This window comes from Plantactinospora sp. A48 (genome assembly GCF_055793945.1).
Genome location: NZ_JBTIXF010000030.1, coordinates 62,988 through 76,479 on the forward strand (window position 1 = coordinate 62,988; position 13,492 = coordinate 76,479).

The 13,492-nt window shown below is 73.1% G+C and carries 14 protein-coding genes; 7 read left to right on the forward strand and 7 right to left on the reverse strand.

What is annotated here, in order from left to right; translation table 11 throughout:
• Positions 1–172: 172 nt before the first annotated feature.
• The gene (locus ACXN5W_RS17200) at positions 173–1,009 is read left to right on the forward strand and encodes a hypothetical protein (RefSeq protein WP_473159315.1); all 837 of its coding nucleotides are present in this window, start codon (positions 173–175) and stop codon (positions 1,007–1,009) included.
• A 172-nt stretch (positions 1,010–1,181) separates the two neighbouring features.
• Here the strand turns inward: ACXN5W_RS17200 and ACXN5W_RS17205 are convergent, their stop codons facing one another.
• The 5 genes from ACXN5W_RS17205 to ACXN5W_RS17225 all read right to left on the reverse strand — a co-directional run bounded on the left by ACXN5W_RS17205 (position 1,182) and on the right by ACXN5W_RS17225 (position 5,478).
• Entirely contained in the window at positions 1,182–1,688 is a 507-nt protein-coding gene (locus ACXN5W_RS17205) for an ATPase (RefSeq protein WP_473159316.1), read from the reverse strand.
• Between the two features lie 155 nt (positions 1,689–1,843).
• Positions 1,844–2,290 (reverse strand): response regulator, encoded by a 447-nt coding sequence (locus tag ACXN5W_RS17210; protein WP_473159317.1) that lies wholly within the window; start codon positions 2,288–2,290, stop codon positions 1,844–1,846.
• A gap of 61 nt (positions 2,291–2,351) precedes the next feature.
• Positions 2,352–2,693, reverse strand: a complete 342-nt coding sequence (locus tag ACXN5W_RS17215) for an STAS domain-containing protein (protein ID WP_473159318.1) — start codon at positions 2,691–2,693, stop codon at positions 2,352–2,354.
• Between the two features lie 125 nt (positions 2,694–2,818).
• Positions 2,819–3,853, reverse strand: coding sequence for a cobalamin B12-binding domain-containing protein (locus ACXN5W_RS17220; protein ID WP_473159319.1), 1,035 nt, complete (start codon positions 3,851–3,853; stop codon positions 2,819–2,821).
• Positions 3,850–5,478: a PP2C family protein-serine/threonine phosphatase gene (locus tag ACXN5W_RS17225; RefSeq protein ID WP_473159320.1), complete on the reverse strand. Its 1,629-nt coding sequence runs from the start codon at positions 5,476–5,478 to the stop codon at positions 3,850–3,852. The genes ACXN5W_RS17220 and ACXN5W_RS17225 overlap by 4 nt, the downstream gene beginning before the upstream one ends.
• A 463-nt stretch (positions 5,479–5,941) precedes the next feature.
• Between ACXN5W_RS17225 and ACXN5W_RS17230 the strand changes: the two genes are divergently transcribed.
• Together ACXN5W_RS17230 and ACXN5W_RS17235 are read left to right on the forward strand one after the other, a co-directional pair.
• Entirely contained in the window at positions 5,942–6,361 is a 420-nt protein-coding gene (locus ACXN5W_RS17230) for an STAS domain-containing protein (protein ID WP_473159321.1), read from the forward strand.
• Between the two features lie 43 nt (positions 6,362–6,404).
• Complete coding sequence (locus ACXN5W_RS17235; protein ID WP_473159322.1) at positions 6,405–6,755, forward strand: STAS domain-containing protein; 351 nt, start codon at positions 6,405–6,407, stop codon at positions 6,753–6,755.
• On the opposite strand, the gene ACXN5W_RS17240 is transcribed toward ACXN5W_RS17235, so the two are convergent.
• Positions 6,733–7,044 carry a hypothetical protein gene (locus tag ACXN5W_RS17240; protein ID WP_473159323.1) on the reverse strand — a complete coding sequence of 104 codons (312 nt, stop codon included), beginning with the start codon at positions 7,042–7,044 and terminating at the stop codon, positions 6,733–6,735. The two genes, ACXN5W_RS17235 and ACXN5W_RS17240, sit on opposite strands and share 23 nt — an antisense overlap.
• Before the next feature lie 204 nt (positions 7,045–7,248).
• Between ACXN5W_RS17240 and ACXN5W_RS17245 the strand changes: the two genes are divergently transcribed.
• The 3 genes from ACXN5W_RS17245 (at position 7,249) to ACXN5W_RS17255 (ending at position 10,293) form a co-directional block, all read left to right on the forward strand.
• On the forward strand, positions 7,249–8,217 hold the full coding sequence (locus ACXN5W_RS17245) for a DUF2267 domain-containing protein (RefSeq protein WP_473159324.1): 969 nt from the start codon (positions 7,249–7,251) through the stop codon (positions 8,215–8,217).
• 37 nt (positions 8,218–8,254) lie between these two features.
• On the forward strand, positions 8,255–9,073 hold the full coding sequence (locus tag ACXN5W_RS17250; protein ID WP_473159325.1) for a spermidine synthase: 819 nt from the start codon (positions 8,255–8,257) through the stop codon (positions 9,071–9,073).
• 155 nt (positions 9,074–9,228) lie between these two features.
• Entirely contained in the window at positions 9,229–10,293 is a 1,065-nt protein-coding gene (locus ACXN5W_RS17255) for an AI-2E family transporter (RefSeq protein ID WP_473159326.1), read from the forward strand.
• Positions 10,294–10,411: 118 nt separating this feature from the next.
• Here ACXN5W_RS17255 and ACXN5W_RS17260 read toward each other — a convergent pair whose 3' ends face one another.
• A complete protein-coding gene (locus tag ACXN5W_RS17260; protein WP_473159327.1) occupies positions 10,412–11,707 on the reverse strand; it encodes an NAD(P)/FAD-dependent oxidoreductase in 1,296 nt (431 codons plus the stop codon).
• Between the two features lie 163 nt (positions 11,708–11,870).
• On the opposite strand from ACXN5W_RS17260, the gene ACXN5W_RS17265 reads away from it, so the two are divergent.
• Complete coding sequence (locus tag ACXN5W_RS17265) at positions 11,871–13,379, forward strand: choice-of-anchor A family protein (protein ID WP_473159328.1); 1,509 nt, start codon at positions 11,871–11,873, stop codon at positions 13,377–13,379.
• The last annotated feature ends 113 nt before the right edge of the window (positions 13,380–13,492 follow it).

The following is a 13,492-nucleotide window of genomic DNA, read 5'->3' on the forward strand; positions in this document are numbered from 1 at the left end:
TCTTCACGTCCTTTGTTGCTTAATTGCCCGGCGTTTCCGACATATCGTTATCGGCTGTTCTGTTAGCTATCGCCGCTGTCATGGGGTTTGGCGGTAGCTGATCACCAAAAGTGTGGTAGAAGCCACCGTTACGGCCGAGCCATTCCGGGGCCGACCTGCCTAGCCTCGGCGGGTGCATGGCAAGGACAAGATCGACACGGATGTGACCACAGCCCCCACGACCAACCGTTCGGAGGATGCCCTCTCGACCGAAAGTCGCCACGGGTCGCGCCGCGCCGTCGTGCCCACCCAGCGACGCCTCGGTTCGGCCCTGCGGTCGGCCCCGCTCCGGCTGGCCCTCGCGGCCACCGTGACGTGCGGGCTCGGCATCATCGCGGTGGCCGAGACCCGTTCGGCCGGCGAACCACCGGTCCGCGATCCGCGGCCGGCCGCGCTGGCCGACCGGGCCGTGGCGGTCGAGCAGCTGCCCGCCTCCCGGTCGAGCGAGCGAGCGCCCGCGCCGACCCCCTCGGCCAGCCCGACGCCGACCCGCAAGGCCAAACCCAAGCCGAAGCCCAAGCCGAGGCCGATCCGGATCCGGCCGGTCGCCGGGCTGACCCAGGCCCAGATGGACAACGCGGCCACGATCGTCCGGGTCGGGCGCAAGCTCGGCGTCCCCCGCCGGGGTTTCGTCGTGGCGGTGGCCACGGCGATGCAGGAGAGCGACCTGTACAACCTGGCCAGCGACGTGCTCCCGGAGTCCCTGGACTACCCGCACCAGGGGTCGGGCGCCGACCACGACTCGGTCGGGCTGTTCCAGCAGCGGCCGAGCAGCGGTTGGGGCGAGGTCGCCGACCTGATGCGCCCGGCGTACGCCGCCGAGCAGTTCTACCGGGCCCTGCTCGAGATTCCCGGCTGGCAGGACATGGCCATCACCTACGCGGCCCAGGCCGTGCAGGTCTCGGCGTTCCCGGACGCCTACGCCCAGCACGAGGACCGGGCCACCGCCGTGGTCGACGCGCTGTCCTGACGCCGACACCGGCCGATCGACGGGTCGGACCACGCCGGCCGATCGACGGGTTGGACGGCGCCGGCCGATCGAGGCGTCGGACCACGCCGGCCGATCGACGCGCCAGGCGGCGCGTCGGTGGACCGGCGGCAGGGTGGCAGGGCGGCGCGCCGGTGGACCGACTGGATCGGCGTCAGGCGGCGCCGGCCTCCTCGGCGAGCGCCGGGACCGGGCCGTCCAGGACCGGCTGGGCGTCCGGGACGGTGCGGTCGAGGACCACCGGTGGCCGCTCGGCGGGCAGTTGGACGACCACGTCCCGGAGGATCTCGTCCACCCGCTGCTCCCGGCACCTGCGGGCGTACAGCGCGGCCTCGAAGTCCCGGCGGGCCTGGAGGGCCTCGTCGTAGGCGCGGTCGCGCACCCGACGGGCCTCCTCCTCGGCCGTCAGCAGGGCGTGCCGGGCCCGCGTCAGCAGGTCGGCGGCGGCCAGCTCCGCCGGCGCCTGCCGGTCCGGTGGCAGCCAGGCGGCGGCCAGCAGATCGCGCAACCGGTATAACTCGGACTGGACGGAACTGAGTTCGGCCCGGATGGGCGCGGCGGCCACCCGGTCCGCCGTGTGGGCCAACCGGTCGCCGAGTTCCTGTATCACGGAATCGATCCGGTGGCGGTGGTCGTTGGAGTCGGCGGCGGAAAGAATCATCTGCGGTGTCCTCCAGGCAGCGGAGTGCTTCGCCTCCCCAATCCTGACCGCAGTGCCCGACCGGACCGGGCCGATTGCCGAAAATTGTTCGCTATTTTGCCCCCTCGGGCGCACCCGTCAGGACCAGCGGGTCGACGGTGCCGCCGAGGGTGGGGTCAGCGGTGGCGCGGCAGTACCACGACCCGGCCGAAGAACTCGTCGATCCGGTGTACCACGTCGGTGAAGTCGTCCAGCCCGATCGGCTTGGTGACGTACGCGTTGGCCTGCAACGTGTAGCTGCTCAGGATGTCGATGTCCGTGCTCGACGTGGTCAGTACGACGATCGGGATGGTCCGCAGGTCCTCGTCGCTCTTGACCGCGCTGAGCACCTGGCGACCGTCCATGCGCGGCATGTTCAGGTCCAGCAGGATCATGTCGGGGCGTTCCGCGTCCGGATGCCGGCCCTCGCCCCGGAGAAACTCCATCGCCTCCTGGCCATCGCCGACCACGTTGATCAGCTTCTCGACGGCGGAACTCTCCAGCGCTTCCTCGATCATGAGCACGTCGCCCGGATCGTCGTCGACGATCAGGATCCGGATCGGATCGGGTGCAACTGCCGGCATCGAAACCGCCTCCGTTTGGTGATCAACCAGTGGGCCGACCGATGGGCGGAAATCTAGCCGATCAGCCGTCCGACAGCACGGCGGGGTCGACCGCCCCGTCGAACCGCAGCACCTGCTCCAGTCCACTGATCACGAGCACCCGGGCGACCCCGCCGTTCGCCCCGGTCAGCCGCAGCCAGCCGTCCCGGTCGGCGGCGAGGTGGTCACCCCGGACGAACGCCGCCAGACCGGTGGAGTCGCAGAACTCCAACCCGCGCAGGTCCACCAGCAGTCGGGTGTCACCCGCCTCGATCAGCTCGTCGATGAGGGCGTTCAACGTCGGCGCGGTGGCGATGTCGAGTTCGCCGCTCAGCTCGATGGTGATCATGGTTCCGGAGCGGCTGTGCGCCACCGAGAACGGCATGGCCTTCACCTCTCCCGTGAAAGACAGTTGCAGTAGGACAAGCGTACGTCCCCGGCTCACGTTGGTCAGCGTGGGGGGCCGGCACCCGCCGGCTCAACCGGCCGGCGCCCCGGTACGGTCGCCGCTCAACCAGCGGTCGCCGGGATGAGCGCCGCGCTGCCCGCCCCGAGGAACCGGCTGGCCCGAGGGAAGTCCCGTAGCTGCCCGGCCAGGTGGTCGAGGGTGGCCCGCACCGGATGTGCCGGAACGCCCCGGCTGAGCAGCACCTCGGCCAGCCAGCCGAGGAACTCGTCGAACAGCGTCTGGTCGTCGACGTACACCGCCGCCGCGAGGAAGTCCAGGAGATAACCCAGGTCCTCCACCGTGCGATCGAGCTGCGCCGCCGTGTAGCCCGCCACCGCCGGGATCCGGTGCCGCAGGTCGGCCAGGGCGCCGTCGATCAACTCCCCGCGCCGCCGGACCAGGCCGGCGTACTCGTCGTCGGCCAGGTGGCCGAGCCCGACTGCCGGCGGGACGTCCAGGCGCTGGTCGTCGGCGATCAGCTCGGCCGCCCCGACCGCGTCCGGCGCCCAGGCCACCCCGAGCCGGCGTGCCCACCGGCCGTCGGTGCCGAACCCCCGGCCGCCGACCAGCATCGGCACGTCGGCCCGCTGACATGCCTCGATCATCGCGTGCGCCTGCGGCAGCCGCACCGGCAACGCGCAGCCCAGCGCGACGGCGTGCGCGTCGTACCGGTGCAGGTAGGAGATCAGGTGGGCGGCCGGGACGCTGGCGCCCAGGAACGTGACGTTCCAACCACGCAGCCGCAGCACCTCGGCGACCAGCCGGACCGGCAGGGCGTGCCACTCGCCGTCCATGCAGGCCACCACCACCCGGCCCCGGTTCGGGCGGGGACTCGCGTACGACGACACCGCCGCGACCACCCGTTCGCTGATGTGCGTGGCGGCGTGCTCCTGGGCCACGCTCCACTCGTTGGCCTGCCACAGCTGGCCCACCTCGACCTGGGCCGGCGCGACCAGCTTCAGCAGGACCGTCTCGGCGGGCACCCCGGCGGCCAGCAGGCCCAGGGCCACGTCGGTGGCCGCGTACTCGTCGGCGTCGGCCAGGCAGCGGAGAAACTCCGGGTACGCGCCGGCCAGGGCGCGGGTCGGATCGGTCACGGTGCGGGTGTCTCCCGGGCTTTCAGATCGGGTACGGCGTGCAGGTGCCGGGGCGTCCCCGGCGGGGTGGCCCGGACGGCGAGCACCGCGATGTCGTCGTGTTCGCCACCGGCGAGCCAGTCACAGGTGAGTTGCTCGACCCGCTCGGCGAGGGCGGGCGCGGGCATGTTGTGACAGCCGGCCAGCGCCCGGGTCAGCCGCTCGCCACCGTACTGCTCGTCCCGGTGCCGGCCACCGCGGGCCTCGGTGACGCCGTCGCTGTAGAGCACGCAGCTCTCCCCCGGCGCGAGCCGCACCGTCGCGGCGCCGATGTGCGGGTCGGACACCACCCCGATCAGCATCCCGCCGAGGGTGACGGTCTCGACCGAGCCGTCGTTGCGGAGCAGCAACGGCGGCAGGTGCCCACCCCCGGCCAGGGTGAGACAGAGGCCGCCGTCACGGTGCGGACGGGCCAGCCCGAGCACGATGGTGGCGAACCGGCCCTGGTTGGCGGCTCGGACCGTCTCCAGCACCGAGTCGTTGAGCAGGTACAGCAGCCGTTGGGGGTCGCTCTCGACCCGGCGCAACGCCTGCAGGCCCTGCCGGAGCTGGCCGGTGAAGACCGCCGCCTCGACACCCTTTCCGGACACGTCGCCCAGGAAGAACAGCGAGCCGTCATCGACCAGCTGATGGGTGCCGTAGAAGTCGCCGCCGATCCGCAGGGTCGCCTGTGACGGCCGGTACGCCGCACCCCACTGCACGCCGACACTCGGCGACGGCGCGACGGGCAGCAGGCTGCTCTGCAGCGTCTCGGCGATCTCGGCCTGCTCGCGGTAGAGCAGCGCCGCGTTCACCGCGGCCCCGGCGCGCGCCGCGAATCCCCGCAGCACGTCCATGTCCGCCGGCTCGAACGGCCGGTCGTGCGGGCGGGCGACCATCAGGGCGCCGGTGGGTGTCCCGGTGCCGGGCAGTGGCACCACCCGGGCGGACAGCGCGGCCGAGGTCTCCGCCGGCAGCCAACCGACCTCGGTGAGCTGCTCGACCAGCCAGTCCATCTCGTGCGGTTCGGAGCCGGCCAGCGCGGCCCGGACCACCGGCGGAACGTCGGCGACGGCCAGGACGCCGCCCTCGACCACGGGTCGCCCGGAGGCGCCCGTCGCCCGCCACCACCGGTGTCGGCCGCCGTGCGCGGCGAGCACCACGACAGCGACCTCACCGAGCACCGGTACGGCCAGCCGCACCACCGCCCGGGCCGCGCGGTCGATGTGCAGCGGGTTACCCAGCCGCTGGCTGGCCGAGGCGAGGAACCCGGAGCGGGACCGCTCGGCGAGCAGCGCGTCGGCCCGGTGTACCGCCTCGGTGACGTCCTCGACGTACCAGGCGGTGTGGTCGCCGTCCAGCCGCACCCGGCGGATCCGCAGCCGGCGGTCGAGGTGGGTGAATTCGGTGGTGCCGGTGGCTGCGGTCACGCCATCGGGGCTGAACACCTCGCCCACGACCAGGCCGGGCAGCAGGCGGCCGGCGATCGCGCTGACGTACCGGGCGACGCCCTCGCCGTCGCAGAGGACCAGTCCCTCCCGGAAGTGATCGGTGGCGGCGAACAGGCCCGCGGTCAGGGCGGGGACGAGGCCCGGCGCCCGAGGCACCGGGGGGCGCTCCACCGTCCGGGGCGGCACCTGGGCCGATGCGGGCTGCGGTGGGGGAATCCTCCTGTCGCCCGCGTCGCCGTCCCTGACGTCGGCGGAGTTCACCGGCTAAGCCCCACTCCTTCTGCGCCGCGGCAGAACTGGCCACCGCGCTGTCGGTCCGTCCTGCGACCCACCCTACGCCGCTGCGCCGGGTCCGCCACCCGGCGAAGCACCCGGAGCACGCGGCGAGCATCCGGAGCACGCGGCGAAGCACCCGGAGCACGCGGCGAAGCACCCGGACCGTCCGATGGAGTGTCCGGGACGATGCGGCGGCACCTTCCCGGACCACCCCGGCGCCGCGTCCGGAACCGGCCCGTGGTGTCGTGCCGGCGGGAACGCCCTGGACCGGCACCGGACGCGGCGGCGGCGGGTTGTTAAAGTCTGTGAAACGCGTCGGTCATCGCCCGGGGAGGAGATCGTCGTGGTGGTGCGAGGGGACGAAACCCGGTCCACGCCGCTGACGATCGTGCCGGATGTGGCCGACACCGCCAATCCGACGCTGGTGGTCGAGGGTGATCTCGACTTCTCGACGGCCCCGCAGCTCTGGGCCGAGGTACACGATCTGCTCGAACGGGTGCCGGCGACGCTGACCCTCGACGTCGCGGGTCTGTACTTCGTCGACAGCACCGGGCTGGCGTTGATAGTGCAGGCGTGGCGCCTGTGCCAGGAGTCCGGGGCCGTCCTCGGGCTACGGTCCACCCCCCGCTTCCTGCAGAGCATCCTGCGGATCACCGGCGTGGCCGACCTGCTCGCCCGGCAGACGCCGCCGGTCGGCCCGACCCGCGGGTCGTTGGACGGACCAGCCGGGGTGCCCGGACCGCACGAGGCGACGAACGCGTAGTGCCGGGTTTGCCAAACCCGCCCGAGTGGGCAGACTGATGGACATGACCCCCGGACCGCTGCGTGTCGAGGTCGTCCGTGACGAGCCCGGCACCGCGACCCTGCGTGTCTCCGGTGATCTCGACTTCGAGACGAACGATGAGCTGCACCGGGTCGCCGTTCGGCTGATCGAGGAGGGCCGCTGCCGGTTGCGGCTGGATCTGTCCGGGCTCGGACTCTGTGACTCGTCCGGGCTCAGCGCCCTGATCGAGCTGCACCGCGCCGCCGGGCTGGCCGGCGGGTGGCTGCGGATCGACCGGCCCAACCCGGTGCTGGTCCGGCTGCTCCAGCGCACCGGGCTGGATCGGGTCTTCCGGCCGGAGGAACCGCGACTCAGCGCACGGCCGACGGGCTGACCAGCGCCGGACGTGGTGCGCCGGGCTCCGGCGCCACCGCCGCGTCGTCGGGCTGTCCGTCGGCGGGCGGATGGAACAGGTACCGGACGAACTCCCCGTCAGCCAGGCACTCGTCACAGCCGGGCCACTGTCCGACGGAGTCGATGCCGATCACCTCACGGCTGTCCGGGGCGGCGTCCTCGACGAGGGCCCAGATGGTGACCGGATACGAGTGGGTCACCTCCGGAGCGGTCCGCCACCGCGCGTACCAGCCGGGTCGGGCGGGAACGATCTCGACAATCCTCTTCATGACGACCTACCCTCCGCCTGCGTCGGAAGCTGACGGTCCAGCACGATCGTGGCCGCCGCCCGGGTGAGGCAGCCTCATCCCGCCGGGGTGGCTCGGTAAACCGGACATCCGGCGGCCCGGCCCCCGGCCGCACCCGTCCCCGCCGCCGCACCGGCCGCTGGCGGTGGGGTGACTAAACACCCCGCCGGGCGGGAAGGCTCGACCATGGGCAAGCAGATGGAGGGCGACAACCAGCGACGCCGGGCGCTGGCACGGCGGGCACGCCAACAGGGCGACCAGGCCAGCGACGTCGGGGCCTCGCTCGGCGCCACCAAGCAGATCGGGCACCGCCCCGACAAGCGTCGGGCCGGGCCCGCGGCGGCGGGTGTCCACAAGCCGCCCGCGGGCAGCGGTGGCGTGGCCCCACCGGCGCCACCCGAGCGGCCCTGGCCGCAGGCGGGCACCAACCCGAGCGGGGCCGGCCCAGCCGTTCCGGTGATCGCCTACCGCGAGCTGGTCGGTGAGGTCGGCCGGCGCACCGGGGCACCGTTCCGGGAGGCCCGGTCCGCTGCCGGGGCCACGGTACGGGCGCTGGCCGCCGCGCTGACCGAGGCCGACCGGGAACGGCTCCTCGACGCCGTTCCCGCCGAACTGCGCGGCGACGACGCGGAACGGGTGAACCGCCGGTCCGACCTGGGCGGATTCCTCGACGAGGTGGCCCGGCTCAGCCGCCGTACCCCGGAGGAGGCCCGGTACCAGGCGCAGGCCACGCTGGTCGCGCTCGCCGGCCAGGATCCGGAGCTGGTCGAGTCGCTGGACCTGCCGGCCGACCTGCGTGACCTGCTCGACCCGCCGCCGGCCGGGGGCGACGGCACCGCACCGGGCGGCGGGACCCCGCCACTCACCGAGGCCGAGCTGGCCACCGCCCTGGCCGGCCTGCCGTACTGGGCGGTCGAGGAGGGCGCGCTGACCCGGACCATCGCGTTGCCAGCGGACAACCTCGACCGTGTGCTGGACCGGCTGACCCGGATCAAACCGGAGTACGGCCGGGGCCCCAGCATCGGTCGGCTGGGACCGGGCGCCGCCGTGCTCACCGTGCGTACCCGGCGGGCCGACGGGGTGACGGGCCTGGACGTCGACCTCGCGCACCGGGTCGACGCCGCGATCGACGAAGCCGGCGCCGGAATGGGCTGAGTACCGCTCCGGCCGGGCCGCCACGTAGGGTCCAGCCATGGCGTACGGCGGTCGGAGTTCCGGGGTGGACACCGACGGGCAGGCTCCAGAACTCGGCCCGGCGCGGCTGGTGGTCGATCCGGCCCGGCCATCCGGCCGGACCCTGCTGGTCGACGAGGTGGAACAGTCGTACGTCGACCTGACCGATCCGCGCTATCTGCCGTTCGACTACGTACGCCGGATCGCGACCGTGCTGGACGCGGCGGCACCGGCCGGCGTACCGCTGCGGGTGTTGCACCTCGGCGGTGGCGCGCTCACGCTGCCGCGCTACGTCTCGGCCACCCGGCCCGGTTCCGAGCAGCTCGTGGTCGACCGGGACGGTCCGCTGATGGATCTGGTGTGCCGGGAACTCCCGCCGCCGCAGGACGTCCGGATCCGGATCGCCGACGCCCGCGAGGCCGTCGGCTGGGAACCGGACGGCCGGTACGACGTGGTGCTCGTCGACGTCTACCGGGGCGCCCGGATGCCCGGCCACCTGGCCACTGTGGAGTTCGTCGCCGACGCGGCCCGGGTCCTGCGGCCGGACGGCGTCTACCTGGTCAACCTCACCGACCTGCCGCCGCTGGTCATGTCCCGGATCCAGGTCGCGACGCTGCGCTGCGTCTTCCCGGAGGTGCTGCTGATCGCGGCGCGGCAGATGACCCGGGCCCGCCGGTACGGCAACGTGGTGCTGGCCGCGAGCCGCCGACCGGACCGGTTGCCGCTGGCCCGGCTGGTCTCCCGGGCCGCCCGGGACCGGGCACCCGGCCGGGTGCTGGCCGGCGCCGAGCTGACGGAGTTCGCCGGGAGCGCCCGGCCGGCGCGCGACCCCCGGTGAACGCGCCCGGCGGGTAGGTGCCCCGAACCCGCCGCCGGCGGTCCCGGCGCCGGTCGAACCCGCCGCCGGTCGGTCTCGGCGCCGCCGGTCTCGGGCGGGAGCGGGCCGGGGCGGGCGGGTCGTTTCCGGGCCCGCTGACCGGGTAGCCGGGGCGGATGAACGGGCCCGGTCCGGCGGACGAGGACGACCGGCGCACGGCCCGGCGGGTGATGATCACCATAGGTCTCCTGCTGGCCACGCTGGCGGTGCTGGCGTTCGGCTGGGCCGCCCGGCGGATCCTGGTGTGGATCCTCATCGCCGTCTTCTTCGCGGTGGCCCTGTATCCGGCGGTGCAGTGGACGCAGCGGCGGCTCCTCCGGCACCGGTCGCTGGCCACCCTGCTCGTGTTCGTGACCGCGCTGCTGCTGCTCGGCGCCCTGTCCACGCTGATCATCGCGCCGATCGTCGGCGAGGCCGGCCAGCTCGTCCGGCGGCTGCCACAGATCGCCGAGGACGCCCGCAGCGGCCGGGGCCAGGTGGGCGTGGCACTGGACCGGCTACACCTGCGCCGGTTCGCGCAGACCCACTCCGACCAGTTTCACCAGTACGCCGACCGGCTCGGACACCCGTCGCTCAAGGTGCTCCGGGGGGCGCTCACCGGGGTCGCCGGGCTGCTCACGGTGGTGGTGCTGGCGTACCTGATGGTGCTCCAGGCACCCCGGATCCTGGCCGGTGTCCTGCGCCACGCGCCCGACCGGCACGGCCCGTTGCTGCGCCGGGTCGGCGGCGAGTGTGCCCGGACCATCACCGGCTACCTCACCGGAAACCTGCTGATCAGCGTCATCTGCGGTGGGCTCACCTTCGCGGTCATGGCGATCATGGGAGTGCCGTACGCGGGGGTGCTGGCCGTGCTGGTGGCGCTCGCCGACCTGGTGCCGCTGGTCGGCGCGACCATCGGCGCGGTGCTCGCGGCCGGGGCCAGCCTGCTGCACTCGACCACGGCCGGCCTGGTGGTGCTGGTCTTCTTCGTGGTGTACCAGCAGGTGGAGAACCACGTCCTGCAACCGCTGATCTACTCCCGGATCGTCCGGCTCAGCCCGTTGACCGTGCTGATCAGCGTGCTGGTCGGGGCCGACCTGGCCGGCATCGTGGGCGCGCTGCTGGCGATCCCGGTGGCCGCCATCGTCCGGATCCTGCTCCGCGAGGTGGCCGCCCGGCGCCGGACGGCCGGAGCCGGATGATCCGCGCCGCGGCCTGCCTGCCCCGAGCCGCCGGGCGCCCCCAAGTCGCCCACGGGTGACCCGGGCCGGTGCCGGCCTGCGTCGGTGCCGGCCTGCGTCGGCCGGCCGGCGGGCGCGGTCAGCGGACCGGCACCTCGGGGGCGGCGTTCTCCAGCGGTACGGCGTGGGCCGGGACCAGTCCGAGCTGGACGCCCTGCCGGTCCCCCGTGGCGTCGAGCAGCCAGTCGGCGCCGACCCTCGCCCGGTTGCCCGGCATGGCCCACAGGTGGTAGCCGCGGGTCACCGTCTTGGCGGGCAGGCCGGACAGTGGCACGTTCAGCGGGTTGGCCGCCGCGTCGGTGCCGCCCAGGTCCACCACGAACCCGAGATCGTGATGCCGGTACGCTCGCCGCCGCCCCTGCCCGAACGACGCCGCCACGTTGCGGGCGGCGAGCCGGCCCTGCCGTTCGGCGTGCTGTGCGGTCATCGGGGTGACCTGACCGGGCCGGGTCAGATCGGGTACCGCGGCGGCGTCGCCGCAGGCGTACACCTCGGGGTGGCCGGGCACGGTGAGGAACTCGTCGACCACCAGCCGGCCCTTCTCGGTGCGCAGCCCGAGATCGGCCACCAGCGGGTCGGGGCGGACCCCGACACACCAGATCAGCGACCGGGTCGGGACGAACTGCCCGTCGCTGAGGTGGACGCCGTCGGCCGTGGCCGCCTTGACCGACGTGCCGAGCCGGATGTCCACCCCCCGCCCGTCGAGCACCCGGCGGGCGGTCTCGGACATCCGGTCGTGCAGGCCCGGCAGCACGCGGTCCGCCACGTCGACCAGCAGCCACCGGGGCCGCAGACCCAGCCGGGGACGCTGGGCGGCCAACTCGTCGGTGAACAGCTGCCCGTGCGCCGCCACCTCGGTGCCGGTGTAGCCGGCGCCGACCACCACGAACGTGCATCGGGCCGCCCGCTCGGCCGGGTCGTCGGTTGCCTCGGCCTGCTCGATCTGGCCCACGATGTGATCGTGCAGGAAGAGCGCCTCGGGCAGCCCCCGGAAGCCGTGCGCATGCTCGGTGACGCCGGGTATCGGCAGCAGCTTGTTCACGCTGCCCACCGTGATGATCAGTCGGTCGTACCCGAGTTCGCCGCGGCTCTGCTCCGGAGCGGTGAAGCCCACCGTCCGGGCCGTCAGGTCGATCCGGTCGGCCTCGCCGATCGTCACCCGCACCCCGTCGAGGGTGCCGGCCAGTGACACCGAGACCCGGGTGGGTTCCAGGATCCCGGCCGCGACCTCGGGCAGCAGCGGCAGGTAGAGGAAGTAGTCGGTGGGGTTCAGCAGGGTGATCTCGGCCCGTCCCCGGGCGAGCCGGGCCAGGGTCTTGGCGGCGTGGTAGCCGGCGAAACCGGCGCCGACGATCACGACACGGGGTTTCCTCATGCCTGCCCGACTTCCCGGCCGGCGGACGGCCAAACCCTCGTCAGCTTCCACAATCCGACCTTCGGCTGCCGGAAGCGATACGGATTGTTTGTCGCAATTAATGCGAATGGCGACACTAGGGCCAGGATAGGATCCAAGCGATTTGTCCATTACGGGGGATTTTATGACTGTTCTTGACTCCATCGCGCGCCGCCGCGCCGCGATCGCCGCCATCGCCGGCGGCCTGCTCGCCGCCGGCGGCACCATGCTGGCGGCGGCCCTGCCGGCCGTCGCCGCGCCGGTCGGCCCGATCAATCCGGTACAGGCCGCGCTCGGCTTCAACATCATGACCGAGTCCGACACCAACCTTCTGACGAACGAGACCGAGGGGCCGGTGGCCGTGGGGGGCAACCTGACCTTCGCGAACTACCAGGTGGCGACGACCAACCCGGGCACCTTCGTGGTGGCCGGCGACGCCGAGCCCAGCGCGCTGGTGGTCGGTGGCCGGGTGAATCTCGCCGGCAGCGTGGCCGGCACCCGGCTCCAGGTACTGCAGAACGGGTACGCCAAGGTCGGGGACCTGACCGGCACGGTCGTGCGGGACACCGACAACAACCAGGCCCTGGCCAACACCCGGATCCTGCCGAACATGAACTATGACTCGTCCCCCCGGGTCGAGCTGGTGACCCGGCAGCCGGTGAGCAGTGTCGGCCCGGCCAGTCCGATCGACTTCACCACGGCGTTCACCACCTTCCGGACCCAGTCGACGGCGCTGGCCACCTGCGCCAACACCGTGGTGCTGAGGACGCCGAACGGGGATGTGCTGCCCCGACCGATCCCACCCGGCAGCAACGCGGTCGTCACCCTCGCACCGGGGGTGACCAACGTGCTCGACCTGACGGCGACCGACCTGGCCAACATCGCCGTGCTGGCCTTCGCGGACCAGCCGAGCGCCGGCACGCCGCTGCTGATCAACGTCGACACGTCGGGGGTGGGGGACGTCTTCGACTGGTCGCCGCCGAACTTCGCCGGCATCGGCGGGCCGCAGGCCCCGTACATCCTGCTCAACTTCCCGACCGTGACGGCCCTCTCCCTGGTCCAGGGCGCGACCGTGGAGGGCACGATCTACGCGCCCAACGCGCAGTTCCTGGACGCGGACCCGAGCAACATCGAGGGCAGCGTCATCACCCGCAGCTTCGACCACCGGGGCGGAGAGGTCCACTACTTCCCGTTCAACACCACCCTGGCCTGCGAGAGCCCGACGCCGACACCCACGGCAACCACGACCGTCACCCCCACGGTGACACCGACCGTGACACCGACCGTCACCCCAACCGTGACACCGACCGTCACCCCAACCGTGACACCAACCGTCACGCCAACGGTGACGCCAACCGTCACGCCAACGGTGACGCCAACCGTCACGCCAACGGTGACGCCAACCGTGACGCCGACCCCGACGCCGACCAGGTCGCGGCCGACGCCGTACCCGACCTGGACGCACCACCCCGGCCCGCCGCGGCCGCCCGACCACCACAAGCCCGGACCGTGGCTGCCGGTGACCGGATCCGACGCGGCCCCGCTGGCGGGACTCGGCGGTGCGCTGGTGGCGGCCGGAGTCGCGCTGCTGTTCCTGGTCGGCGTGCTGGGCGGCCGGGACCGGCGGCGTCGGAGGGCCACGGTACGCGGCTGATCCACACCGCCCCGAGGTAACCACGGGGTTCGCCGACGAGTTGGGGGGGGGTTCCCCCCCCGGAACCCCCGCCAAAAACCTTACTTGTTGCTTCACTCCAAAACAGAGGGCGT